The sequence below is a fragment of the Haematobacter sp. genome (assembly GCF_032102465.1).
Classification (GTDB): Bacteria; Pseudomonadota; Alphaproteobacteria; order Rhodobacterales; family Rhodobacteraceae; genus Haematobacter.
Genome location: NZ_DAMDHB010000038.1, coordinates 1 through 24,313, shown reverse-complemented (window position 1 = coordinate 24,313; position 24,313 = coordinate 1). Strand labels below are relative to the sequence as shown.

Genomic DNA, 24,313 nt, shown 5'->3' with positions numbered 1-24,313 from the left:
GCCTGCACGAGGAACTGTCCACCGTCATCGGGGCCGTGGTTGGAACCTACCGGATCATCGACCCAAGCCTTGCCGGGGATGACGTGGACTATCTCCTTCAGGGCAGCTTGCGCATGGAGGGGGAGCGTATCCGCCTCAACGCGCGCATCGTGGCCGCGCGGGGCGGGGCCATCGTCTGGAACGACCGCTTCGACCTTCGCACTCTGGGCTTCGGCGCACAGGAGCGCTTGTCGCGCCGCATCGTGGAAGCGATTCAGACGGCCCTGTCGGATGGCCGCTGGGCGGAATACTGGGCGGGGTCCGAAACCGATATCCGCGCCTGGGAGCTTTTTCAGAAAGGCCGGGTGCAGGAAAACTCCGTCAGCCGGACAGCACTGGCACGGGCGATGGGGTTCTACCGTCAGGCCATCGCCATCGACCCTTCGTTTCTCCAGGCACGGGTATCGTTGGGCTTTTGTCTGCTCGACGGCCTGCGCCTTGGCTGGCATGACAATCCGCGCGACGCCGAAGAAGGTGTCGCCCGCATCGTGGCCGAGATCTTCGTCCTCTCGCCAAGCCATCTGCACGGGCGCGCGCTTCACGCCTTCTGGCTCTGCTCGCAGGGGCATTTCGAGGACGCGCTCGCGCGGATGACCGCCGTCGTCGCCGAAGCGCCGGAAAGCCCGGAAATGCTGTCCTATCTTGCCGCGATCTTTGGCTATTGCGGCGATCTTGCGCATTCCATCGATCTCTATCGCCATGCCCTCACGCTCACGCCGCATCCGCCGGTCTGGATCCGCACCAACCTGATCCTCGACTGCCTGATGCTTGAACGGAACGGCGTCGGCCCGCAGATCGACGAGGTGCTGGAAGGCGATCCCGGCAATATCCGCGCCCATATCTGCAAGGCCGTGCATCTTATCCGGGCCAACAGGATGGCCGAGGCCCGTCAGGTAGCGGAACGGATACGCAGCCTGCAGCCGGGGTTCACCGCCGAGAGCTGGCGGTCGCGGGCCTTTTTCCGCGACCCTCCCATCACGACGTCATCGCCGCCGATCTGGCCCGCGCCGGGTTGTAAAGGCTCAGACGGCAAACCGGCGCGCCCGTTCGGTAAGCGCGAGAAAGGTATCCACATCCTCCGCGCTGTGATCGGCCATCGGATGAAGCATCCAGCGCGCGCCGCCTTGCGGCACGATCGGATATTCCAGAAGGTTGACCACCGCGCCGTGATACAGCACCTCAGCGGTCATCCGTCGCGCCACGGCGGCGGCACCGAGCAGGACGGGAATGGCGCTTCCCGGCTCGCCCAGCACATTGTAGCCCTGTTTGGCGAGGCCCTGCCGGAAAGCGCGGCAGTTCCGCAACAGACACCGCCGCCGCCAGTCTCCCTCCATCCCGTCGATCAGGTCCAGAGCGGCGAGAATCGCCGCCGCCTGAAGCGGTGAAATCGCGCAACTGCTCCAGTGGACGAGGCTGCCCTGCACGATCGCGGTGCGGAGCGCGGGATGGTTGCAGGCCAAAAAACCGCCATTGGAGGCGAAAGCCCGCGCAAAGGTTCCGCTGACCAGATCGACCTCTCCCAGCAACCCTTGCAGCCCCAGCACCCCGCGCCCGCCCGGACCGGTGGAGCCGAGATCGAGCGCCGTATCGACGAGCAGCGTCGCCTCATGCAGGCGGCACATCTCCTGCAGGGTGACGAGATCCGGGGACTGGCAATCGGCGTAGGACATCGCCTCCATCATCACCAGAATACCGGCATCCGGTTCCTGCGCACGGATCTTCTCGAGATGGTCGAGGACCGAGGCCGGGGAGAGGTGATGCGCGAGATGCACCTTGCGGGTCGCGATCTCCGCGAGATCGCGGAGGCCGGGAGCCGCAAGGCTGTCGAGGATGATATGGTCTCCCGGCTGCACGAGGGTGCGGAACAGCGCATGAAGCGCATCCGCCCCCGTCGGGAACACCAGCGCGTCCCGCATCGACAGGAAGGTGGCCATCCGCTGCTCCAGCGTGACGACAAGCGATGTCAGGCCCATCATCGCCGCCGATCCGGCGGAATGAATGCCGAAGCGCGCCGCGGCATCCTGCGTCGCCGCCAGCACCTTGGGATGGGTGGAGATGTTCAGCGGGTCGAGCGAGGCGAGATTGACGCCCGAAAGCATCCGTCCCCGGCGGTCTTGCGCCAGCGCCCGCGCACCGATCCGCACCGTGTTCACCTTGCAGGCCGGATCGAACCCGTCGCGGAGCCGCGTGTCCAGCCAGTCGCACAGCGGCTGCCACCGCTCCAGCAGGTTGCGGTTGGTTGCGTCGTGAAAATCGCTGGCAATGCCTGTCAGACTGTCGGGCAGGAAGGGCGACATGATCTCACTCACCTCATGGTCGGGCCCGGGAGGGCGCGAGAGCTGGGCATGCAATTCATTCTACACCTTTTTCCTGGCAACGCGACATCTCAACCCGTGAACCGCGCGCGCGTCTCGATGAAGCGGTCAGCCCGATAGCGGGCGGCATCCGTGGGACCCGCCGCGCCCAGCCCGGCGGTGGAAGGCGCAAGCTCCCCCCGCGCGGCCCATAGCCGGACGAGCTGCTCGGAGGCTTCGAAATGCATCGCCTCTTCCATCTGAAAAGCGGCACCCCAGTAGAACATGTGCCGGGCGAAGACGGGGGCGATCTCCAGCAGGCCGCGCTGAACGCAGTCGTCGCCCCGCGTATCCGCAATGCCGTCGATCTTCAGGTCGATGGCGATCCCCCAGCTATGGTTGGATACGCCCCTGTCCCCCCGCGCCATCCGGCAGCAGAGCATGGCGGAGGTGGAAAGACGGCGATGCAGGTCGGCGTTGTGGAAAGCCACCTCCTCCATCACGCGGGCAAGCACCTTGAGCGCCGGACGGAGACCGGTGGCCCGGAACGGCCCGAAATCCGCCGTGGCGATCAGGGACAGGAAAGCCGGGTCGTCCGGCTCCTGCCCATGCTCGGAAAAGGAACGGCGCGGTGTGCCGATGAGCGCGAAATTGAGATCGTTGCCCGGCGGTCGCAAGCGACCGTTCACAGCAAAGCGATTACCCCCCGCAACACATGAAAAAGGCACTGGTTCTGAAAAATGTCCCATCGACAAACCGCACCGACCCCCCGTCGCCATCAGCGACACGAACACTTCTGACGCACAGGCGTAAAACCAACGTCAAAGATACGGCAATGCTCGGCCCACTGGCCGGGGGGACACCGCATGCTACCTGCCACGAACGACAATATGGAGAGCACCATGCGGAAAATCCTTTGTGCGGCGGCGCTGTCGCTGATCCTGCCGGCCCCTGCGATGGCGGCAAGCGGCACGACAATCACCCTGCCCGGCGTCAGCGGCACGCAGACGAAGCAGCAGTACAGCTGCGCGAACGGCACGAAGCGTGTGGTCCAGTATGTCAATGCCGGGCCGAACTCGCTCGCCATCATGACGATAGACGGCGAGCCTTACATTCTGGTGACTGTCGTTTCCGGTTCCGGCGCACGCTACACCGGGAGCCGTTATCAGTGGTTCACCAAGGGCGACGACGCGGTGTTCAGCGATACGCTGGACGAAAGCAAACCCTCCGTCTCCTGCACGGCCGAGTGAAACGGCGTTCTCCGAAAGGGGTGGAAAACGCATGCCGCCTTGCCTGACTGACGCTTGAGAACGCGCGGCAGGGGAGTATTGTCGAGCCAGTCCAGTCCCGGAGGCCGAGAATGCCCTTCCTGCCCACCCGCCGCTTCGTGCTTCAGGGCATCGCCCTGCTTCTGGCCTCCACGGCCCTGCCGCGCCTGTCATGGGCGGCGGGGGGCGGGCGCCTGACGGTCGCGGCGGATTCGGAGCCGAAGAACCTCAACCCGGCCATCGTCGCATCGAACGGCGTTTTCTTCGTGGCCAGCAAGGTGGTGGAGGCGCTGGCGGAGGCAGATTATTCCGCCCCCGATGGCCTTCGCCCGCTGCTGGCGACCGGCTGGGAAGGCTCGGACGACGGGCTGACCGTCACCTTCCGGCTCAGGGAAGGGGTGAAATGGCATGACGGCGCGCCCTTCACCTCTGCCGATGTCGCCTTCTCCGCCATGCAGATCTGGAAGCCGCTCCAGAACCTCGGGCGGGCGGTCTTCGCCAATCTCGCCGCCGTGGACACGCCGGACGCCCATACGGCGGTTTTCCGGTTCTCGGCACCCACGCCGCTACAGCTTGTCCGCAACGCCCTGCCGGTCGTTTCGAGCGTCGTGCCCAGGCATATCTATGAAAACGGACCGATCCCGGACAATCCGGCGAACGTGCGGCCCATTGGAACCGGGCCCTTCGTCTTTGCCGATTACCGCCCGGGGCAATACTACCTGCTGAAGAAGAACCCCGATTACTGGGAGGAGGGCAAGCCTCTGCTGGACGAGATCGTGTTCCAGGTGCTGCCCGACCGCGCCTCCGCCGCTGCGGCGCTGGAGGCGGGCGATATCCAGCTCGCCGCCTTCTCCGCCGTGCCGCTCGCCGATCTTGCGCGGATCGGCAAGGTGCCGGGGCTTCAGGTCGTCACCCGCGGCTACGAGGCGCTGACCTATCAGCTTGTCGTGGAGGTCAACCATCGCCGCAAGGAACTGGCCGATCTGAAAGTCAGGCAGGCCATCGCTCACGCGATCGACAAAGCCTTCGTGGTGAACACGATCTTTCTCGGCTACGCCACCGCCGCCACCGGCCCCGTGCCGCAGAACGCGGCGGAGTTCTATACGCCGGACGTGCCGACTTATGACTTCGATCCGGCGCGGGCGGAAGCGCTGCTTGACGAAGCGGGCTACCCCAGGGGCGCCAATGGCACCCGGTTCGCCCTGAACCTGCTGCCTGCCCCCTATTTCAACGAAACCCGGCAGTTCGGCGACTATCTGCGGCAGGCCTTGGCCGTGGTGGGGATCGACGCGCGGGTGGTGAACAACGATTCCGCCGCGCACCAGAAGGCGGTCTATACCGACCATGCCTTCGACCTCGCCATCGCGCCGCCGGTGTTCCGCGGGGATCCGGCGATCTCCACCACCATCCTCGTGCGGTCGGGCGTGCCGGACGGCGTGCCCTTCTCCAACCAGGGCGGCTATGCGAACCCCTCGCTCGACGCGCTGATCGACAAAGCTGCGGTGACGCTGGATACGGCGGAGCGGGTCGCGCTCTACAAGGATTTCCAGCGCAAGGTCGCGGCGGACCTGCCGCTCATCAACGTGGCGGAGTGGAGCTTCACCAGCGTCGCGAGCGACCGGCTGGAAAATATCGCCAACAATCCCCGCTGGGCCGTCTCCGGCTGGGCGGATGCCGCGCTCACGCCCTGACGGCGGATGGCCCGTCTCCTCCGCCTCCTGCGTCGTCGGGCGCTGACCGCGATTCCGGTTCTGCTGATCGTGGTGCTGGGCACGTTCCTGATGCTGGAGGCCGCGCCCGGCGACGCGGTGGACGCCTATCTGGCGGGCATCGGGGGCGGCGATGCGGCGCTCGGGGCAGAGCTGCGCGCGCGCTACGGGCTGGACATCTCGGGGGCGAGGCGGCTCGGCGCCTATCTCGCGGCGCTCGCGCATGGGGACATGGGGCGTTCCGTGGCCTTCGACCGGCCCATCGCCGCGCTGATCGGAGAGCGGCTCCCGATCACGCTTCTTCTGATGGGCAGCGCCACGGCGCTGGCCTTCACGCTCGGCTCCCTGCTGGGCATCGTCGCGGGGGCGCGTCCGGGTTCGCTGGCGGACAGGCTGCTGTCCACCGGCTCGCTCGCGCTTTATGCCGTTCCGGGATTCTGGCTGGGGCTGGTGCTTGTGACAGTGTTCGCCGTCAACCTGCGCTGGCTGCCGGTTTCGGGGCTGGAGACGATCGCCTCGGGGCGGGCGGGGCTGTCGCGGGCCGTCGATATCGCCGAGCATCTGGTGCTGCCGGTCACGGCGCTCGGCGTCATCTATCTGGCCCTTTTCCTGCGGCTCATGCGCGCGGGAATGGCAGAGGTCTGGCGGCAGGATTTCGTCACCGCGCTGCGCGCCCGCGGGCTGTCGAGGCGGAGCATCGTCGTGGGCCATGTCGCGCGGAACGCCCTCCTGCCGCTCATCACCATGCTGGGCTATCAGGCAGGGGCGATGCTCGGCGGCTCGGTGGTGATCGAGAGCGTCTTTGCCATTCCGGGCTTCGGGCGCCTGGCACAGGAGGCCGTCGCCGGCCGTGACGCGCCCCTTCTGGCGGGGGTCATCCTCACCTCGGCTGTGGCGGTGTTGCTGGCCAACCTGCTGGTGGACATGGCCTATGCCTGGCTCGACCCCCGTATCGGGAGCGGTGCATGAGGCGGCTTCTCGCGGCGCCGGGCGGGCGGGCCGGGCTTGTCCTGCTCGGGGCGGTGCTGGCCCTCGCCCTGCTGGCGCCGCTCCTTTATCCCGGCGATCCGCTGGCCATTGCGGGGCCGCCGCTCCTGCCGCCCTTCACCGACGCGGGCCACCCCCTTGGCACCGACAGGCTGGGGCGGGATATCGCGGCGGGCCTTGCCCATGGAGCGCGGACATCGCTGCTGGTCGGCGTGACTGCCGCGGCGGTAGCGGTCACGCTGGGCGCGCTGGTGGGCACGCTTGCCGGTTTCGCGGGCGGTATCGGAGACGAGCTGTTGATGCGCATTGTCGATGCCTTTCAGATCGTGCCGGGGTTCCTGCTGGCCCTGGCCTTCGTCTCCGTCGCGGGGCCTTCGGTCCCTGTCGTGGTTCTGGCAATCGCGCTTGGCGCATGGACGGCCCCCGCACGGGTGGCGCGGGCGGAAGTGCTCTCCATCCGTTCCCGCGATTTCGTCTCGGCCGCGCGGGTTCTGGGGATGCATCCGCTTGAGATCGCCCTGAGGGAGGTGCTGCCGCTTGCCCTGCCGCCGGTTCTGGCCCTGTCCTCCGTCATCACCGCGGGCGCGATCCTGACCGAGGCGGCGCTGTCCTTCCTTGGCCTTGGCGATCCCAATGTGGTGACATGGGGCGGCATGATCGCGGAAGGACGCAGCGTGCTCCGCACCGCCCCCTGGCTTTCCATCCTGCCGGGGATCGCGCTGATGCTGAGCGTCGTCGGGGTCTATCTGTTTTCGGAGGCGCTGGTGGAGACGCTCTCCCGCCGGGATCGGCAGATTTGAGCGTGCTCGCCTCGCTCCGGGGGCTGAGCGTCGCCTATGGCGGGACGCGGGTGCTGCACGGGGTGAATCTCGACCTACGGACAGGGGAGCGGCTGGCGCTGATCGGGGAAAGCGGCTCGGGGAAATCCACGCTGGCGCTGGCGCTCGCCGGGCTGCTGCCCGTTTCCGCGCGGGTGACGGGGCAGATCGACTGGGCGTCAGGCCCTGTCCGGCCGGGGCGGGATTACGGCTTTGTCTTTCAGCAGCCGGCGGCAAGTTTCGATCCCGTCCTCTCCATCGGAAACCAGATGACGGAAGTGCTCCGCCACCACCTGAAACTGGCGCCGGACGCCGCGCGCGGGCGGGCGGCGGAGCTGCTGGCCCGCGTGGGCATACCGGAGCCAGCCGCCGCGCTCCGCCGGTTTCCCCATCAGTTCTCGGGCGGGCAGCTGCAACGGATCGCGATTGCCACCGCCATCGCGGCGGAGCCGCATGTACTCATCGCGGACGAGGCGACAAGCGCGCTGGACACCATCGTTCAGGCGCGGATCGTGGCGCTGCTCCGCGCGCTGACCGCACCCGCCTCCGGGATGACGCTGCTTTTCATCACCCATGACATCGCCCTCGCCTCCGGCCTTGCCGACCGGATCGCGGTGCTGGAGGCGGGCCGCCTCATACAGGTGGGACCGGCGGCGGAGGTGCTGGCCGCACCGTTGCCCTACACCGCCCGCCTGCTGGCCGCGCATCTGGACCTTGAGAGCCCCCGGCTGGTATCGAGGCGCCCATGACGCCACGCGCGCCCTCCACGCCACCAGCGCTGCTTGCGGCGGAGGGGCTGTCCCTCACCTATGCGGGCCGTGCCGACCATGCGCTGAAGGACGTATCGCTGACCGTTGCCGCGGGAGAGACGCTGGGCCTTGTCGGCCCCTCCGGCTGCGGCAAGACCACGCTCGGGCGGGTGCTTCTCCGGCTGGTCAGGCCCGATACAGGTCGGGTCGCGCTGCTGGGGGAGGACTGGCTGGCGCTGAGCGGAAGCGCGCTGCGCCGGCGGCGCGGGCGGATGCAGCTCGTCTTTCAGGACCCGCTCGCCGCCTTCAACCCGCGCGCCACGGCAGGCTCCGCCATCGCCGATGCGCTGCGGCTTCAGACCACGCTTCCCGCGGCGGAGCGTCCTGCCCGCGTTGCCCTGCTCCTGGCGCGGACGGGGCTTTCGCCCGATCTGGCGACCCGGCCCATCCATGCGCTCTCCGGGGGGCAGCGGCAGCGCGTGGCCATCGCCCGCGCCATCGCGACGGAGCCGCGTCTCATCGTGCTGGACGAGGCGGTCTCGGCGCTCGACATCTCCATCCGGGGGCGAATCCTTCGGCTTCTGGTCGATCTTCAGCAGGAAACGGGGGTTTCCTACCTTTTCATCTCGCATGACATCGCGGTGGTGCGGGCGATCTCCCACCGGCTCGCCGTGATGGACCGGGGCCGGATCGTGGAGACCGGAGAAACGGAGGAGGTGCTGGCAAAACCCGGCTCCGACACGCTCCGCGACCTGATCGCGGCGGTGCCCCGGCTGCACGCTTGCGGTTGACGCGCTCCGATCCTGCCGCACATTGCCTTGGAGAACCCTTCGGATCAGGCCCTTTACAGAACCCTTCGGATCAGGATGACATCATGCCTGCGAATGAGGACAAACCCACCGAAACGACCCGTCTCGGAGACGAGAGCTTCATGACGGCGGAAGATCTCCAAGCCTATATGGATCGCCGCCGCGCTGCCATGGACGCCGATGACAGCGCCACCAAAACGGAGGCCAACCAGGCCCGAGACGAGTTGATCGCCCAGCTTTCGGAGCCTTTGAAGATCAATCGCCAGACGGTCCATGACCTTGTGGACAACCTCAAGATGCGGCTGACCACCGCCGCCGAGCGGGGAGAGACGGAAGTGCTCATGCTCCGCTTCCCGAACGCGCTCTGCACCGATCATGGCCGGGCCATCAACAACGAGGAGCCGGACTGGCCCGAGACGCTGACCGGGCGGCCCCGGCAATTCTACGAAATCTGGCGCGATCACCTGAAAGCCGCGGACTATCAGCTCAAGGCGATGGTCATCGACTGGCCCGATGGGATGCCGGGAGATATCGGCATGTATCTGAGCTGGAAGCGGCTGGAGTAGCCGCTACCGCCCTGCAAAGGGATCGCGCGCCAGTCGCGTCATGGCCTCCGCGTATTGCAGGGCCAGCCGGTCGCAGAGTTCCGCTGCGCCCGGAATGTCTCCAAGCGAACCGACGCCCTGCCCGGCAGACCACACGTCCCGCCAGACCTTCGCCTCGTTTCCCATGTCGAGCGCGCCATGGCTTTGCAGGTTCGCCGGATCCATGCCTGCAGCAACGACGCTCTGCGCAAGAAAATTCGCCCCCACGCCGGAAATCGCCGGTGTGTAGAGGATATCGGCCGCACGCGCGGCCACGGTCATCTCCTTCTGCGCAAGGCTCACCATCGCCTCGCGCGTGGTAAGGAAACGGGTGCCGAGATAGGCGAGGTCCGCCCCCATCGCCCGCGCCGCGGCGATATGCGCGCCGGTGGACATGGCCCCCGAAAGCGCGATGGCCCCGTCGAAGATGGCGCGGATCTCCGACACCAGCGCAAAGGGGCTGATCTGGCCCGCATGGCCCCCGGCCCCTGCCGCAACGGCGATGATCCCGTCCACGCCCGCCTCGACGGCCTTTTCCGCATGGCGGCGGCTGATGACATCGTGAAACACCAGCCCGCCATAGGAATGCACCGCATCCACCACATCCGCGACCGCGCCCAGAGAGGTGATGACCAGCGGCACGCGATGCCGGACCACCTCCTCCAGATCGGCGCGCAGACGGGGGTTGGAGCGGTGGACGATCAGGTTCACCCCATAGGGCGCGGGGGTGTCGAAGGCTTCCAGACGGGTCTTTATCTCCTCGAGCCAGGCGACGAAGCCTTCGGTGCTGCGCTGGTTCAGTGCCGGAAAGGTGCCCACCACCCCCGAACGGCACACCTCCACCACCAGATCGGGGCCGGAGGTCAGGAACATCGGCGCGGCAATGGCGGGCAGCCGCAGTGCCTCGAATGTTTTCGGCAGTGTCATTGCGCGACGTCCTTCCCGGGCATGACGCCCTGCATGAGACCATCCACCGTCCGCGTCGCGACCTCCTCCGCGGTCATCGGCCCCGCCGGGTCGAACCAGGCGCCAAGACCGTTCAGCGCCCCGGCGAAAGCAAAGGTGGCAAGGCGCGGATCGGTCGTGAGGAGGCTCCCCTCCGCCGCGCCCTCCGCCACCACGGCACGGATGAGCAGGTCGATTTCCCGCTTCAGGGAGCGGAAGGCGGCGCGGCTTTCCGGGGAGAGCAGGTGGTCCTGCGTCCGTGCCACGCAGATGCCGAAATCGTCCAGCATGATTCGCGCATAGGCCAGCAGCATGGCACGGAGCCGCTTCGGCGCGGGATCACCCGCCACCGCCGCATCCCGTGCGGAAGCCGCGATGGCGTTCAGCCCGCGCCGGGTGCATTCGAAGAGGATCTCGTCCTTGTTGGCGAAGTAGCGATAGATCGTCGGCTTGGTCACGCCCAACGCCTCCGCCACATCGTCGAGCGAGGTCGCATGGTAGCCGCGTTCGTTGAAGAACCGGGCCGCTGTTCGGAGCACGGCATCCTGCTTGCGGCTCCGCTCCCCCGAGCGCTGGCGGGAGTGGCTCCAGGGGGAGAGGGCTGGTTTCGACATGGGACCGCGCATTTACTTATCGGTAACACGATAGAGCCATGCCCTTCCCCTCCGGTCAAGCACCCAGCCCGAGACTTCCGTATGGTTAGGTCGTCTCTATGGGGCGCAATCGATTTTCATAATTTACACCCGTCACCTCCGACAGAGAGAGTAACCGGAGGCCCGCACCGGACAGCGCAAGGGGCCGGGGGCGGCCCGTCGGGTGCCGCAGGCCCGGCTCGCTCTGCTCGACGGTCGGCCGCTCCCGCCATCCGGCATGCCACGCCGGCTGGCCTACATTCCGCGATCCGGTATCGCCGCGAAAGGAATCGATATGACGAAGAAACCCATGGTTCTGGGCGGGCTTTTCGAAGCGAACGGCTACCATTCCTCCGCCTGGCTGGTGCCGGGAGCGACGGACGGGGCGGCCACCGATGTCGATTACTTCAAGGACATCGTGCAGAAGGCCGAGGACGGCAAGCTCGACTTCTTCTTCCTGGCCGATACGCCCGCCGCGCGGACGGAGAAGCTCGACGCATGGACGCGCGGGCCGCTCTACATGAACATGCTGGAGCCGATCACCCTGCTGACGGCGCTGGCGGGGTGCACCTCGCATATCGGGCTCGGCGCGACGGCCTCCACCAGCTTTTACGAGCCCTACAACGTGGCGCGGCTCTTCGCCTCGCTCGACCATATCAGCCACGGGCGCGCGGCGTGGAACGTCGTGACCTCCGCCAATGACTTCGCGGCGCGCAACTTCGGGCTGGACAAGCTGCCCCCGCATGATCGCCGCTATGAGAAGGCGCAGGAATTCTTCAAGATCGTCACCTCCCTCTGGGACACCTGGGAGGACGATGCCTTTGTCTATGACCACGACGGCGTGCGGATGTTCGATCCGGCGAAGTTCCATGTCACGGATCACGAGGGCCCGTTCTTCAAGGTGCACGGCGGGCTCAACATGGCGCGGCCGCCGCAGGGGCACCCGGTGATCTTCCAGGCGGGCGCTTCGGACGCGGGCAAGGAGCTCGCCGCCGAAACGGCCGAAGTGGTGTTCGGCACCGGCGCCAACAAGGCGCAGGCCATCCGCTTCTACGAAGACCTGAAGGGCCGCATGGCGAAATTCGGCCGCGACCGGGAAGAGCTGAAAGTGCTCTCCGGGGTCTCCATCGTCGTGGGAGAGGACGAGGAGGACGCCCGCCGTAAGTGGGACTATTGGCAAGGCCTCGTCCACACGGACATCAGCCTGATGTATATGAAGACCGATCTGGAGACCGACCTGTCGGACCTGCCGCTGGACGAACCTGTCCCGGAACATCGCATCCCGGAGAAATCGAACTTCCATCAGGTCTATTTCGACGAGATCGTCGGCCTCATCCGTCAGGGTCTGACGCTCCGCGAAGTGATGCGGAAGTACAACCGCTCCAAGGCGATCTTCTTCGGCACCGGTGCGCAGGTGGCCGACCAGATGGAGGACTGGGTCGCCTCGGGTGCCTCCGACGGCTTCATGATCGCCTTCCCGGTGCTGCCGGAGTGCCTGACCGATTTCACGACGAAGGTGGTGCCCGAACTTCAGCGCCGCGGACTTTTCCGCACCGAATACACCGGCACCACGCTGCGCGACAATCTGGGCCTGAAACGCCCGCCGAACCGCCATGCAACGGCGGGCGCCAGCCTCGCCGCGGAATAACCCTCCCCCTCAGGCGGGCCGACAGACGCCCGCCACATCATCCCGACAGGACCTTCCCCATGAAAGACGTCATCACATCGGCTGACGAACGGCAACTCCGCATCGACCTTGCGGCGACCTTCCGCATCGTCGCGCGGCTGGGCATGCACGAAGCCGTCGCGAACCACTTCAGCGCCGCCGTTTCCCCCGACGGCCGCCAGTTCCTGCTGAACCCCAAGTGGAAGCATTTCTCCACAATCCGGGCCAGCGACCTGCTCCTGCTCGATGCCGACGACCCGGCGACGGCCAGAAGCGGGCTGGTGGACCCGACGGCCTGGGCGATCCATGGCCAGATCCACAAGTCGAACCCCTCGGCGCGGGTGGTGCTGCACCTCCATCCGATCCACGCCACCGCGATCGCCTGCCTGCAAAACCCCGCGATCCTGCCCATCGACCAGAACACCGCCCGCTATTTCAACCGAGTGGCCGTCGATCTGCACTACGGCGGCATGGCCGATTCGGTGGAGGAAGGCGCGCGGCTGGCGGGGCTGCTGGGCACTCATTCCCGCCTGATGATGGGCAACCACGGGATCCTCGTCGCCTCCGACAATATCGGCGTGGCCTTCGACGACATCTACACGATGGAGCGCGCCTGCCAGATCCTCACCACCGCCTATGCCACGGGTCAGCCGCTTTCCGTGCTCTCGGACGAGGTGGCGGAAGCCACGGCGGTCGGCTGGGAAGGCATCCGCGATTTCTCCATCGCGCATTTTGAGGAAATGAAGCGGATCCTCGACCGCGAAGAGCCGGATTACGCCGACTGATGACCATTCTCATCAGCGCGGATGCGGAGCGCGTGGCGACGCTCTCCGACATCCTCCGCCGCGAATTTCCGGGCCGTCGCGTGCTGACCGCGCCCGAGGGAATGATGCCCGGAGACATGGCCGCCGAGGAGGTCCGCTACCTCGTCACCTTTCGCGCGCCCGCCGGTCTGCACCGGCGGCTCCCGGCGCTGCGCTGCGTCTTCTCCCTCTCCGCCGGGATCGACCAGTTCCGGCAGGAGGATTTCCCCGGACAGACGGAGCTCGTCCGTCTGGTGGATCCTGCGGTGGCGGCCTCCGTGGCGGATTACGTGGCCATGTCGGTGCTGCTCCTCCACCGCGACCTCCCCGCCTACATGGTGCAGAAGGCGCGGCGGCAATGGCGGCAACTGCCGAATCCGCTGCCCTCCGAACGGCAGGTGGGGATCCTCGGCCTCGGTGAGCTGGGCCGCGCGGCGGCGGAACGGCTGCGGCCCTTCGGCTTCCGTCTGGCAGGATGGAGCAGGACACCGCGGGACGTGCCGGGCGTCGCCTCCTTCACCGGGGCGGCGGGCCTGAAGCAGATGGTGCGCAGAAGCGACATCCTCGTCTGCCTCCTGCCGCTGACAGACGAAACCCGCGGGATCATCGACGCGGAGCTTCTGGCGGCCCTGCCCGAAGGCGCCGGTCTCGTCCATGCCGGACGCGGGCCCCAGCTCGACCAGCGGGCGCTTCTTGCCGCGCTGGACGAAGGGCATCTGTCGGCGGCCGTGCTCGACGTGACGGACCCGGAACCGCTTCCGCCGGACGACCCTCTCTGGTCGCATCCCCGCGTCATCCTCACCCCGCATGTCGCCAGCCAGACCCGCGCAGGCAGCGCCGCTCTCACGATCGCGGAAAACATCCGCCGCACGGAGCGGGGAGAGGCGATGATCGGCAGCGTGCCGCGCGGCGTGGCGTGTTGATCCTCGCCCCGGATTAGGCAAAGCCTAAGCAGGGGTGCAGAAGTTGATAATTCTTCGCTCTCCCCGGGCGGAGTAGGCTTCGCATCAAGGCAGGCCCTTTGTGAAAGGCGGATACCCATGACGCAGCACGATCCCGCGCTCCGGCCCATCGAGGAGCTGGCGCAGAACGTGAGCCAGCCTTTCGAAAAGGCCCGCGCGATGCCGAAATCCGTCTATACGTCGGAGGCCTTCGTCGCGCGGGAACTGGACACCATCTTTGCCCATGACTGGCTCTGCGCCGGGCGGGCGGACGCGTTGAAGGAACCGGGCGACTACCTGACCATGGAGATCGCGGGCGAGCCGATCATCGTGCTGCGCGACCGGGAGGGAAGGCTCCGCGCCATGTCCAACGTCTGTCGCCACCGGATGTCCACGCTGCTGGAGGGCCGCGGCCGGACGCGCGCCATCGTCTGCCCCTATCACGCCTGGACCTACAACCTTGACGGCTCACTGCGGGGCGCGCCCGCGATGGGGCTGAACGAGAGCTTCTGCAAGACCGATGTCGCGCTTCCGCAGATCCGCTGCGAGGAATGGCTGGGCTGGATCCTCGTCACGCTGAACCCGGACGCCCCCGCCCCGGCCGAGCGGCTCGCGGATGTGGAGAAGCTGGTCGGTTATCTCGACATGGGATCCTACGTGGAGACCTTTCGGGAGGAGCACCGCTGGAACACCAACTGGAAGGTGCTGGCGGAGAACTTCATGGAGAGCTACCATCTGCCGGTCTGCCATTCGGACACGATCGGCGGCTCGGTGGACCTGATGAAGATGACCTGCCCGGAAGGGACGGAGGCCTTCAACTACCATTTCATCCTCAAGAACGATTCGGTGCCGCTGGCGCTTGCCCATCCGGAGAACACCCGGCTGCAAGGGGATGAGCGGCGGATCACCTGGCTCCTCGCCATCTATCCCGCGCTGCTCATCACGCTGACGCCGGGGTATTTCTGGTATCTCTGCCTGCATCCCGACGGGCCGGATCACGTGAAGATCCTCTATGGCGGCGGCCTCTCCCCCGAGTTCATGGCCGACCCGGAGGCGGAAGCGCATTTCGCCGCGCTGAAGACCCTGCTCGACGAGGTGAACGAGGAGGACAAGGGCTGCACCGAGCGCGTGTTCCGCGGCGTCTCCTCCCGGTTCGGCGCACCGGGACATCTGTCGCATCTGGAGCGGCCGAATTTCGAGTTCGCCCAATACGTCGCCCGCCGCGTGGGCGCGCTCCCCGCCGAAAGCTGATTTTGTCCCGCCGGCTTTCGCCGCCCTGTCCTCGACCCCGATCCCCGGTTTTCGACCAGCCGAACCCCGGCACAACGCCTGAAAGGCCCCAAGATGCCCGTGCACAAGCGCATCCGCATGTTCAACACCAAGGATACCTATCCCGAGCAGAACCTCGACAACGATCTGTGTCAGGCGGTCGTGGCGCGGGGGCAGACGGTGTTCCTGCGCGGCCAGATCGGCCAGAACCTGGACACGGCCGAAAACGTCGGCATCGGCGATCCGGCGGCGCAGGCGGAACAGGCGATGGCCAATATCAAGATGCTGCTGGAGGAAGCGGGGGGCGAGCTTGAGCATATCACCAAGATCGTCATCTACCTGATCGACCCGCGCTACCGCGAGCCTGTCTATCGCGTCGTCGGCAAGTGGCTGAAGGGGGTCTATCCCGTCTCCACCGGCATCGTCGTCTCCGCCCTTGCCCGGCCCGAATGGCTGGTGGAGATCGACGCGACCGCCGTGATCCCGGATTGAGCACCGAACTGAGCCCGACAGGCGCCGTCCAGCGGCGCGCGCCTCCCCGAGACAACCCCCGGGACAACTCCCGAGACAGCCCCTGAGCCAGCAAAGAGCCTGCACGGATGACCTTCTCCATCTCCGCCACCTGTCCCGACACCGGGGCGTTCGGCATCGCGATCAGCTCCTCCTCTCCGGCGGTTGCGGCGCGCTGCGCCCATGCCCGTGCGGGGGTGGGCGTGGTTGCCAGCCAGAATGTGACCGATCCGTCCCTCGGGCCCCGCGCGCTCGACCTCATGGCGCGCGGCATGGGGGCGGAGGAGGCGCTCGCGGCGCTGCTGGACGGATACGCCACCGCCGACTGGCGGCAGGTGGTGATCGTGGACGGCACCGGGCAGAGCGCCATCCATTCCGGCGCCCGTGTTCTCGGCACCTTCGGCACGGCGCGGGGGCGGTTCTGCGCCGCTGCGGGCAACCTGCTGGCGGGAGAGAACGTGCCCGATGCGATGGTCCGCGGCTTCGAGACGGCAGAGGGCGCGCTTCCCGAACGGCTCCTTGCCGCGCTGGAGGCGGGGCAGGCAGCCGGGGGCGAGGCCGGGCCGGTCCATTCCGCCGGGTTGCTGGTGGTGCGCGATGTCTCCTGGCCCATCGCCGACCTGCGCGTGGACTGGGACGATACCGATCCCATCGGGCGGCTGCGCGCGCTGTGGGAAATCTACGCGCCGCAGCTTGAGGATTACGTCAGGCGCGCCATCGCGCCCGAAGCCGCCCCGAGCTACGGTGTGCCGGGCGACCTGTGATCATCCCGGCAGGCGAAAGCAATGCCGCCCGCGCCCATGGCGTCCGGCGCCAGCGAGCACGCAGGCCGCGAACTGCGTCCCGTCTGGCCACCGGGAGGGCCTGCGCTTGCTCCACCCGCCCGCTCAGCGGCGGCGCGGCAGGCACCTTCCACCACCCGCCAATATTGCGGGTCATCCATGGGGCCACCCGTCTGGAGGGCTTTCGGCTCCGCAACGGCGCGGCGGCCGCCTGCCTGCTCGCCTCACGGGTCATCGCCGAGCAGAGTGCCCGCGTGGGGAAGGCCGATGCCTGCGATGCTGCGGCAGGCACCCCCGCCGCCTGATCATCCTGCGGGTCATCCATGGTGTCACCCGTCTGGAGGGGCTTCCGGCGCTCTGCAACGGCGTGGCGGGCCGCCCGCCTGCTCATCTCACGGGTCATCTCTGGCAGATTGCCCTGCGGGACGGATCCGGGCGCCTGCGGCGGCGCGGTGCGCCTGCTCACCTCGCGGGTCATCGCCGGGCAGAGCGCGCCATGGGAGCGGTTCCAACGCCTGCGACGGCGCAGTCCATTGCAGCGATCCCGCCATCGTCCTGTTGCCGACCGGCTTCGATCCCGCGCGCTACGGGGAATTTCCGGCGACAAGCGGTGGCGCAGGAGCATGGAGGCGTTCCTGCATCCAAGGGCGCTCCCTGCCATCGTCTCCTTGCCGGCATTCCGCTTCACTCGCCTATGGATGTGGCGGCGATCTGACCGCGAGGCGGGCGCAACCTGCTCCACCGCCTGTCGGGGGCATCGCCGATGAAACAGCGCCACGTGCAAGCGCCGGTCGCGGGAGCGCGCGATTAGGGCGGCTGTTCGCGGCGGAGGCGGTGTCAGAACTCATCTCGCAGGAGGGATCCGGAATAAAGTTCCATCAGGCCAATTTCAGACCATCAACGCGCAGCGGAGGTGAGGGCTCACAAAGGAGGACAAGAGCCGGCAGCACGCCCTCAGCACCGCGTTTTGGGACCGTCTCGGCGGCAGGCTTCCCCTTGCCGGTATCGCGATGGCGGAATCGACGGCACAGGACCGGCCTGCCGTTCCAACCAACCGATCGCGGCTGCAAACCGCGCTGTTGCGCTTGCCGGTATGAGGGCGATAATTCCCCATGCGTTACACCCTTCGCCAGATCGAGTATTTCATCGCCACCGCCGAGACCGGGTCGATCACCCTTGCCTCGGAGCGGGTGAACATCTCGCAGCCCTCCATCTCCACTGCCATCGCGCATCTGGAGGAGGAGCTGGGCACCCAGCTTTTCATCCGCCGCCATGCGCAGGGCCTTTCGCTCACCCCCGCCGGGAGGGCGGTGCTGGCGGAGGCCAAGCGGCTCGTCGAGCAGGCGCAGCAGCTCTACGCCGCCGCTTCAGAGGCGACCGACATGGTGCGCGGCCAATTGAGCCTTGGCTGCATGGCGACGCTCGCCTCCATGGTGCTGCCCGAACTCAGCCACTCGTTCACGCGGGCCTTCCCGACCACCGCCATCGCGCCGCTGATCGGCGATCACGACCAGCTTCTCCGGGCGCTTGTGGACGGGGAATCGGACATCGCCATCACCTATGACCTTCTGGTCCCCGATGGGTTCGAGTTCACGCCCCTTGCCTCATTGCCGCTGCATGCGGTGGTGGGCGAGGTGCATCCCTTCGCCACCCTGCCCGCAATCACGGTGCGCGAACTGGCGGGCGAGCCGCTTCTGCTGCTGGACCTGCCCTCCAGCCGGGAATACTTCCTGTCGATCTTCCTTCAGGCGGGACTCGACCCGGTGATCGGCGGGCGCTCCCCCTACCCGGAGATCCTGCGGACGATGGTGGCGAACGGCTATGGCTATACGCTTGCCAATGTCCTGCCCCGGTCAGACGTTGCGATGGACGGGCGGAAGGTGGTCCGCGTTCGCATCGCAGGGGAGCCGCGGCCGATGATCCTCGGCCTCGCTACGCTCAAGGGACGGCGGAAATCGCGGCTGGTCGAAGCCTTCGCGGAACATTGCCGCACGCATATCTCCGATTCCTACATCCCCGGAATGGTCGCGCCGCTGATGGAACGGCGCGTCCGCGCCTGACCGTCGCGCTTGCGGAAGTGCCGCGAAAACAGGCAGCGGCGCCCATTTCGCGGCAGCGCAGCATTCAGCGCCCTCATGGCCGCCGAGGCGCTGGCCTGCCGCCACACCCGTTGGACGCGCTATTGCCGCTTTCTCCGGGCCGCACGGCGGATGGATAGGACTTCCCTAACCAACCCCGCCGGTTTTCTTAATTTACGCCGTCGCCCCCCGCCCCCATCACCAGAGGACAGCCACGACGGGAGCGAGAGATGACCACCGAATCCCCGATCCGCGCCGCCCAGATGACGCCAAAGCTCCATGCTCAGGGACTGGGCAAGAGCTATGGAGATGTGCAGGCGCTTCGTCCCGTTGATCTGAAGGTGCAGGCGGGGGAGCTTCTGACCCTGCTCGGCCCTTCCGGCTCGGGCAAGACGACGCTCCTTCAGCTCATCGCGGGGCTGGTGGAACCAACGGACGGGCGGCTCCTGATCGACGGGCGCGACATGACCCACGCCCCCGCCAGCAAGCGCGACATCGGCGTGGTCTTCCAGAGCTATTCGCTGTTCCCCCATCTCACCGTGGCGGAGAACGTCTCCTTCCCGCTGCAGATGCGCAGGCTTCCCGCAGCCGAGGTCCGCCGGAAGGTGGAAGCGGCGCTGGAGATGGTCGGCCTCTCCGGCTTCGACCGCCGCTTCCCCTCCGACCTGTCCGGCGGCCAGCAGCAGCGCGTGGCACTGGCGCGCTGTCTTGTCTATGAACCCTCGCTGATCCTGATGGACGAGTCGCTTTCCGCGCTCGACCGCAAGCTGCGCGAGCAGATGCAGATCGAGATCAAACGCATCCACCGCGAAACCGGCTCCACCATCATCTTCGTCACCCATGACCAGGAGGAGGCGCTCGCGCTTTCCGACCGCATCTGCCTGATGCGCGATGGGCAGATCGAGCAGGTGGGAACGCCGGTGGAGATCTATGACGCCCCCCGCACGGAATTCGTGGCCGACTTCATTGGCATCTCCAACATCCTGCGCGGCGAGCGGGCCGGGGCCGACCGTCTCCTCACCCCGGACGGCGAACTGCCGCTCCCCCATACCGCGGGGAGGGAGGAGCGCGTATCGCTCGCCGTGCGGCCCGAATACCTCTCCGTCGCCCCCGCCGGGCAGGGTTTCCTGACCGCGCGGGTGGAGGAGCGGATCTACGCGGGATCGGAAACCCGGCTCATCGTTCGCACGGCGGGAAATGCCGTGCTCACGGTGCGCAGACCGGCGGGAGCCGACCCCATCCCGCCGGGCGAGGTGCTCTCCCTCACCTGGGATCCGGCGAATTCCCGCGTTCTCAAGGCGTAAGACCCATAAAACCGACCCAACAGGAGCTCTCCATGACCACACTGATGAGGCCGACCCGCCGTGGACTTCTCAAGACAGCGGCCATCGGCGCGGTGGGCCTTGCCGCGCCGGCGATCCTGCCGCGCGGCGCCCTGGCCCAGACCAAGCGGATCACCATCGCAGATGTCGGCGGCGCTCCCGCAGCGGCGATCAAGACGGCGTTCTGCGACCCCTTCCAGCAGGAAACCGGGATCGAGGTCGTCAACGTCGCCCATGACGCGGACCCGGTCAGCCAGTTCAAGATGCTGGTCGATACCAAAACCTTCCTGTGGGACGCCTGCATGGTGACGCCCGATCACGTCGCCCGCCTGCATGAGGCGGGGGACTATATCGAGACGCTTGGCTTCGCGCCCGAAAGCGTTGACGGCATGATCCCCGGCACGCTTACCGCCGACTGGGCCGGTTTTTCCGTCTATGGCATCATCATGGCCTACCGGAACGACAAGTTCGGCGAAAACGGCCCCAAGACCTGGGCGGATTTCTGGGATGTCGAGAAATATCCCGGGCGGCGCGGTCTTTATCGCGGTGCTTCGGGGATGCTGGAACTGGCGCTGCTGGCGGATGGTGTGGCGCCGCAGGACCTCTATCCGATCGACATGGACCGGGCCTTCGCCAAGCTCGACCAGATCAAGGAGCATGTCTCCGTCTGGTGGGCGAGCGGCGCGCAGAACACCCAGATCCTCCAGAACGGGGAGGTGGACATGTCCGACTCCTGGGCCGGGCGCACCTTTGCCGCCATCGACGCAGGCGCACCCGTCACCCCGGTCTGGAACGGGCTTTACAACGTGGACGGCTGGTCCGTAGTGAAGGGCACGCCGCATCTGGAGGAGGTGCGCGAATTCTGCCGCTTCTGCCTCCGCCCGGACCGGCAGGGCCACTATTCCAGCATCGTGGCGAATGGCCCGACCAACAACAGTGCCTTTGAGCACATGGACACGGCCCGCGCCCACCGGATGCCGACCTTCCCCGACAACATCAAGAACCTGACCATGCTGAACTCCGAATGGTGGACGGCGAACAACGACAAGGTGGTGGAGCGGATGGAGGAATGGCTGCTGCTCTGACCGGAGAGCAGGCACATGCCGCCGCTCACCGCGACCGTCGGGGTGAGCGGCGCTCCTGTCCGGCCTGCTGCATTCAGGCCTGCATTCATGGACTGCCGGAGCTGAATATACCGGCGGCGCTCGGGAACACGGCGATTGCCGGCCGCAGCGCGGCCCGGAACTGGATCGAAGACCGAAGGAAGCCGAGAGATGACCGATCAGACCCTCGCGCCCGCGATGACATCGCCCGCCCCGCAGCCCGTCCGGCGGCCCATCCGGCGCCAGCGGCGACCGTCGCTTCTCTGGCTGGCGCTGCCGGCTCTGCTGTTCCTTGCCGTGTGGTTCCTCTGGCCGGTGGGCCAGATGATGACGGTGGCGTTTCAGGACAAGCAGGGGGCGTTCAGCCTCGAAGGCTTCCGAAAGCTCGTCTCCTCCCCCCTGTATCAGCGGGTGCTGCAGACCACCTTCACCATCGCCTTTCAGGTGACGGTGATCTGCATCCTGCTGGGCTATCCGCTGGCCTACTGGCTGGCAAAGCAGCCTCCACGGCGGCAGCGGATATTGCTGATGCTGGTGCTTCTGGCCTTCTGGACGAGCGCGCTGGTCAAGAACTTCTCCTGGCTGGTGCTGCTGGGCCGGAACGGCGTGGTCGCGGCCGCGATGAACGCGCTCGGGCTGCCGGGCGGCGATGGGCTGCTGTTCTCCCGCCCGACGGTAGTGCTCGGGATGGCGCATACGATGCTGCCCCTCGGCGTCGTCACCATGATGCCGGTGCTCAACCAGATCGACAGGCGCCTGACGCCGGCCGCCGCCACGCTCGGCGCGACGGGGGCGCAGGCGTTCTGGCGCATCTACCTGCCGCTTTCCATGCGCGGGGTCGCAACGGCGGCGCTGCTGATCTTCGTCATGTCGCTGGGCTTCTTCATCACCCCCGCGCTCATCGGCTCCCCCAAGGAGACGCTGATCGGCCAGATGATCATCTCGCAGATCAACCAGCTTCAGAACTGGCAGTTCGGCGCGGTACTGGCGCTGGTGCTGATGGGGAGCACCCTGCTCGCCATCCTGCTGTTCGACCGGGTGTTCGGCATTTCCTCCATCGCCGGGGGCGGGGCGCGCCCGCGTCCGCCGGAGAGCCTGTTCCGCCGTCTGGGCCTGGGCGTGGCGACGGGGCTGGGCGAGGGCTTCGCGAAGGTGGGGCAGCTCTGGGCAAGCCATCTCCGGGGCCTGCCGGGCGCACGGCTGCTCGATGTCTATGCCTGGGGGCTGATCCTCGTGCTGCTGTTCCCGGTGGTGGGCTTCTTCCCGATGGCCTTCACGGCGGGAGAGTTCATGACCTTCCCGCCCGAAGGCTTCAGCCTCCGCTGGTTCGAGACGTTCTTCAGCTCCCCCCTCTGGCTGGCGGCTATGACGCGCTCCTTCGCCGTGGGCCTTGCGACCGCGGTGGTCACGGTGGTGCTGGCGGGCCTTGCCGCGCTGGCGGTGGTGCGGGGCGGCAGCCGCCTGTCCGGGCCGTTGTTCCTTCTGTTCATGGCGCCCATGGTCGTGCCCACGATCGTTATCGCCATGTCCCTCTTCTATGTCTTTGCGCAGTTCCAGATGGTCGCAACCAATGCCGCGCTGATCGTGGGGCATTCGGTCATCGCGCTGCCCATCGTGTTCGTCGTCCTGCTCGGCACCTTCAAGGGCCACGACTGGCGGCTGGATCAGGCGGCGGCGACGCTGGGGGCGCCCCCGCTTGCCATCGCGCGGCGCATCACCCTGCCGCTGGTGGCGAGCGGACTTGTCGTGGGGTTCATCACCGGCTTCCTGCAGTCCTTCGAGGAACTGACCATCGCCATGTTCGTCGGCGGCGGTCTGGTCACCACCTTGCCCAAGCAGATGTGGGACGACATCCTCTTTCAGGTGAACCCGACGCTGGCCGCGGCCTCCGTCGTGGTGACGGTGATCGTGGCGCTGCTGTTCCTGGCGATGGAACTCATGCAGGGGCGGGTCCGGCGCTGACCGGGCCACCGGATGCGCCGCCGGAGGGAGCGCCGCCGGTTCCGAGCCGAAAGAAGTCGATGTCCTGCTCCAACCCCTCCGCGGCGGCGCGGAGAAGCCGCACATCCACCGACGGCGCGGCGGCGAGCGCATCTGCGCCCTTCCGCAGCGCGCGGGCGGCCTTGCGAGGCTCCCGGTCCAGCCGGGACAGGCGCTCCAGAAGCGCGCGGACGCGGCGGGTCTGCGGCGGCGGGAGCGGCAGGGCAGAGAGATCGTGCAGATGCAGGATCGCCCGTCCGAGCGTCAGCACCGCCAGCCCCCCGTCCGCCGCCCGGACAGGCGCGCGGTCAAGCTTTTCCGACCAGCGGACCAGCCGCAGCACCCGGTGATGAAGCCGCGCCCGCCAGACCGAAGCCCGATGTGCCGCCTGCGGCTCCCGGGCAAGGTGGGTCAACTCCGTCACCATCGTCTCGCGCAGCATGGTCAGCCGCCGGACGCCGTCGACCGGATAGATCAGCCGGAACGCCACCAACCCGGCGAGCGGACCCAGCACCACGGCCACAGCGGCCGTGAGCGAGGTGGACAGGCCCATCGTGAGCGGCCAGATCGGTTGCAGCATCAGCATGACGACCATGTTGTAGTCATAGGCGGCCTGCCCCATCCGCCGCTGCGCCATCAGCAGGGCACCAACAAGGATCGCGGGCATCATGAGGAGGATGAGACCGAATTCCCCCGACGCGAGCGGCCAGAGCAGCCATCGCACCGCCAGCGCCCCAAGCGCCCCAAGCGCCTGCCCGAGCAGCACGGTACGGATCGTCACCGCAGGGTTGTCGAAGGTCGAAAAGACCGAAGTCATGATCGATGCGCCCAGCATCATGTAGGCGCCAAAGGACCAGCCCGTGACGATCCAGATGCCGCCCACGACCAGCATGGTCACCGCGGCCCGGATCGCCGCCTCACGCCCGCCCTGCCAGTCGCGATGGACGGGCGCGGGATCGGCGCGTCCCGCCTCCTGCCACGGCGCATCGGCCAGGGCGGTGAGGGCGCGGGCCAGAGCGGGCCCG

General features: G+C 67.3%; 23 protein-coding genes. 18 read left to right on the top strand and 5 right to left on the bottom strand.

Annotated features, from left to right (window positions below):
* Positions 1-1,061 precede the first annotated feature (1,061 nt).
* Entirely contained in the window at positions 1,062-2,348 is a 1,287-nt protein-coding gene (locus RT513_RS17530) for an aminotransferase class I/II-fold pyridoxal phosphate-dependent enzyme (RefSeq protein ID WP_179209258.1), read from the bottom strand.
* A gap of 77 nt (positions 2,349-2,425) precedes the next feature.
* Complete coding sequence (locus RT513_RS17525) at positions 2,426-3,010, bottom strand: M15 family metallopeptidase (RefSeq protein ID WP_290687280.1); 585 nt, start codon at positions 3,008-3,010, stop codon at positions 2,426-2,428.
* 225 nt (positions 3,011-3,235) lie between these two features.
* Between RT513_RS17525 and RT513_RS17520 the strand changes: the two genes are divergently transcribed.
* The 7 genes from RT513_RS17520 to RT513_RS17490 all read left to right on the top strand — a co-directional run bounded on the left by RT513_RS17520 (position 3,236) and on the right by RT513_RS17490 (position 9,239).
* On the top strand, positions 3,236-3,583 hold the full coding sequence (locus RT513_RS17520; RefSeq protein ID WP_290687281.1) for an MliC family protein: 348 nt from the start codon (positions 3,236-3,238) through the stop codon (positions 3,581-3,583).
* 110 nt (positions 3,584-3,693) lie between these two features.
* Complete coding sequence (locus tag RT513_RS17515) at positions 3,694-5,292, top strand: ABC transporter substrate-binding protein (protein ID WP_290687282.1); 1,599 nt, start codon at positions 3,694-3,696, stop codon at positions 5,290-5,292.
* 6 nt (positions 5,293-5,298) lie between these two features.
* Complete coding sequence (locus tag RT513_RS17510) at positions 5,299-6,279, top strand: ABC transporter permease (RefSeq protein ID WP_290687283.1); 981 nt, start codon at positions 5,299-5,301, stop codon at positions 6,277-6,279.
* Positions 6,276-7,097 (top strand): ABC transporter permease, encoded by an 822-nt coding sequence (locus RT513_RS17505; protein WP_290687284.1) that lies wholly within the window; start codon positions 6,276-6,278, stop codon positions 7,095-7,097. Before RT513_RS17510 ends, RT513_RS17505 begins: the two co-directional genes overlap by 4 nt.
* Positions 7,098-7,099: 2 nt before the next feature.
* Complete coding sequence (locus tag RT513_RS17500) at positions 7,100-7,864, top strand: ABC transporter ATP-binding protein (protein WP_290687297.1); 765 nt, start codon at positions 7,100-7,102, stop codon at positions 7,862-7,864.
* On the top strand, positions 7,861-8,655 hold the full coding sequence (locus tag RT513_RS17495) for an ABC transporter ATP-binding protein (protein WP_290687285.1): 795 nt from the start codon (positions 7,861-7,863) through the stop codon (positions 8,653-8,655). The genes RT513_RS17500 and RT513_RS17495 overlap by 4 nt, the downstream gene beginning before the upstream one ends.
* Positions 8,656-8,738: 83 nt before the next feature.
* On the top strand, positions 8,739-9,239 hold the full coding sequence (locus tag RT513_RS17490; protein WP_088216766.1) for a hypothetical protein: 501 nt from the start codon (positions 8,739-8,741) through the stop codon (positions 9,237-9,239).
* 3 nt (positions 9,240-9,242) lie between these two features.
* Here the strand turns inward: RT513_RS17490 and RT513_RS17485 are convergent, their stop codons facing one another.
* On the bottom strand, positions 9,243-10,184 hold the full coding sequence (locus tag RT513_RS17485) for a nitronate monooxygenase family protein (protein ID WP_290687286.1): 942 nt from the start codon (positions 10,182-10,184) through the stop codon (positions 9,243-9,245).
* The gene (locus RT513_RS17480) at positions 10,181-10,816 is read right to left on the bottom strand and encodes a TetR/AcrR family transcriptional regulator (protein ID WP_290687287.1); all 636 of its coding nucleotides are present in this window, start codon (positions 10,814-10,816) and stop codon (positions 10,181-10,183) included. The genes RT513_RS17485 and RT513_RS17480 overlap by 4 nt, the downstream gene beginning before the upstream one ends.
* Before the next feature lie 313 nt (positions 10,817-11,129).
* On the opposite strand from RT513_RS17480, the gene RT513_RS17475 reads away from it, so the two are divergent.
* The 11 genes from RT513_RS17475 (at position 11,130) to RT513_RS17425 (ending at position 23,270) form a co-directional block, all read left to right on the top strand.
* The gene (locus RT513_RS17475) at positions 11,130-12,482 is read left to right on the top strand and encodes an LLM class flavin-dependent oxidoreductase (protein ID WP_290687288.1); all 1,353 of its coding nucleotides are present in this window, start codon (positions 11,130-11,132) and stop codon (positions 12,480-12,482) included.
* Positions 12,483-12,541: 59 nt separating this feature from the next.
* The gene (locus RT513_RS17470) at positions 12,542-13,285 is read left to right on the top strand and encodes a class II aldolase and adducin N-terminal domain-containing protein (RefSeq protein ID WP_290687289.1); all 744 of its coding nucleotides are present in this window, start codon (positions 12,542-12,544) and stop codon (positions 13,283-13,285) included.
* Positions 13,285-14,226 (top strand): glyoxylate/hydroxypyruvate reductase A, encoded by a 942-nt coding sequence (locus RT513_RS17465; protein WP_290687290.1) that lies wholly within the window; start codon positions 13,285-13,287, stop codon positions 14,224-14,226. Before RT513_RS17470 ends, RT513_RS17465 begins: the two co-directional genes overlap by 1 nt.
* A 117-nt stretch (positions 14,227-14,343) precedes the next feature.
* Complete coding sequence (locus RT513_RS17460) at positions 14,344-15,495, top strand: aromatic ring-hydroxylating oxygenase subunit alpha (RefSeq protein WP_290687291.1); 1,152 nt, start codon at positions 14,344-14,346, stop codon at positions 15,493-15,495.
* Positions 15,496-15,588: 93 nt separating this feature from the next.
* Positions 15,589-16,005 carry a RidA family protein gene (locus RT513_RS17455; RefSeq protein ID WP_088216771.1) on the top strand — a complete coding sequence of 139 codons (417 nt, stop codon included), beginning with the start codon at positions 15,589-15,591 and terminating at the stop codon, positions 16,003-16,005.
* Between the two features lie 107 nt (positions 16,006-16,112).
* Complete coding sequence (locus RT513_RS17450) at positions 16,113-16,787, top strand: DUF1028 domain-containing protein (protein ID WP_290687292.1); 675 nt, start codon at positions 16,113-16,115, stop codon at positions 16,785-16,787.
* 164 nt (positions 16,788-16,951) lie between these two features.
* On the top strand, positions 16,952-17,110 hold the full coding sequence (locus RT513_RS17445; protein WP_313534195.1) for a hypothetical protein: 159 nt from the start codon (positions 16,952-16,954) through the stop codon (positions 17,108-17,110).
* Positions 17,111-17,917: 807 nt separating this feature from the next.
* Positions 17,918-18,865, top strand: a complete 948-nt coding sequence (locus RT513_RS17440) for a LysR family transcriptional regulator (RefSeq protein WP_088216773.1) — start codon at positions 17,918-17,920, stop codon at positions 18,863-18,865.
* 248 nt (positions 18,866-19,113) lie between these two features.
* On the top strand, positions 19,114-20,187 hold the full coding sequence (locus RT513_RS17435) for an ABC transporter ATP-binding protein (RefSeq protein WP_290687293.1): 1,074 nt from the start codon (positions 19,114-19,116) through the stop codon (positions 20,185-20,187).
* Positions 20,188-20,219: 32 nt separating this feature from the next.
* On the top strand, positions 20,220-21,290 hold the full coding sequence (locus RT513_RS17430; RefSeq protein ID WP_290687294.1) for an ABC transporter substrate-binding protein: 1,071 nt from the start codon (positions 20,220-20,222) through the stop codon (positions 21,288-21,290).
* A 189-nt stretch (positions 21,291-21,479) separates the two neighbouring features.
* Positions 21,480-23,270 carry an ABC transporter permease subunit gene (locus RT513_RS17425; protein ID WP_290687295.1) on the top strand — a complete coding sequence of 597 codons (1,791 nt, stop codon included), beginning with the start codon at positions 21,480-21,482 and terminating at the stop codon, positions 23,268-23,270.
* Here RT513_RS17425 and RT513_RS17420 read toward each other — a convergent pair.
* Positions 23,245-24,313: FUSC family protein (locus tag RT513_RS17420; RefSeq protein ID WP_290687296.1), on the bottom strand; the 1,069-nt coding region annotated here is incomplete at its 5' end. The two genes, RT513_RS17425 and RT513_RS17420, sit on opposite strands and share 26 nt — an antisense overlap.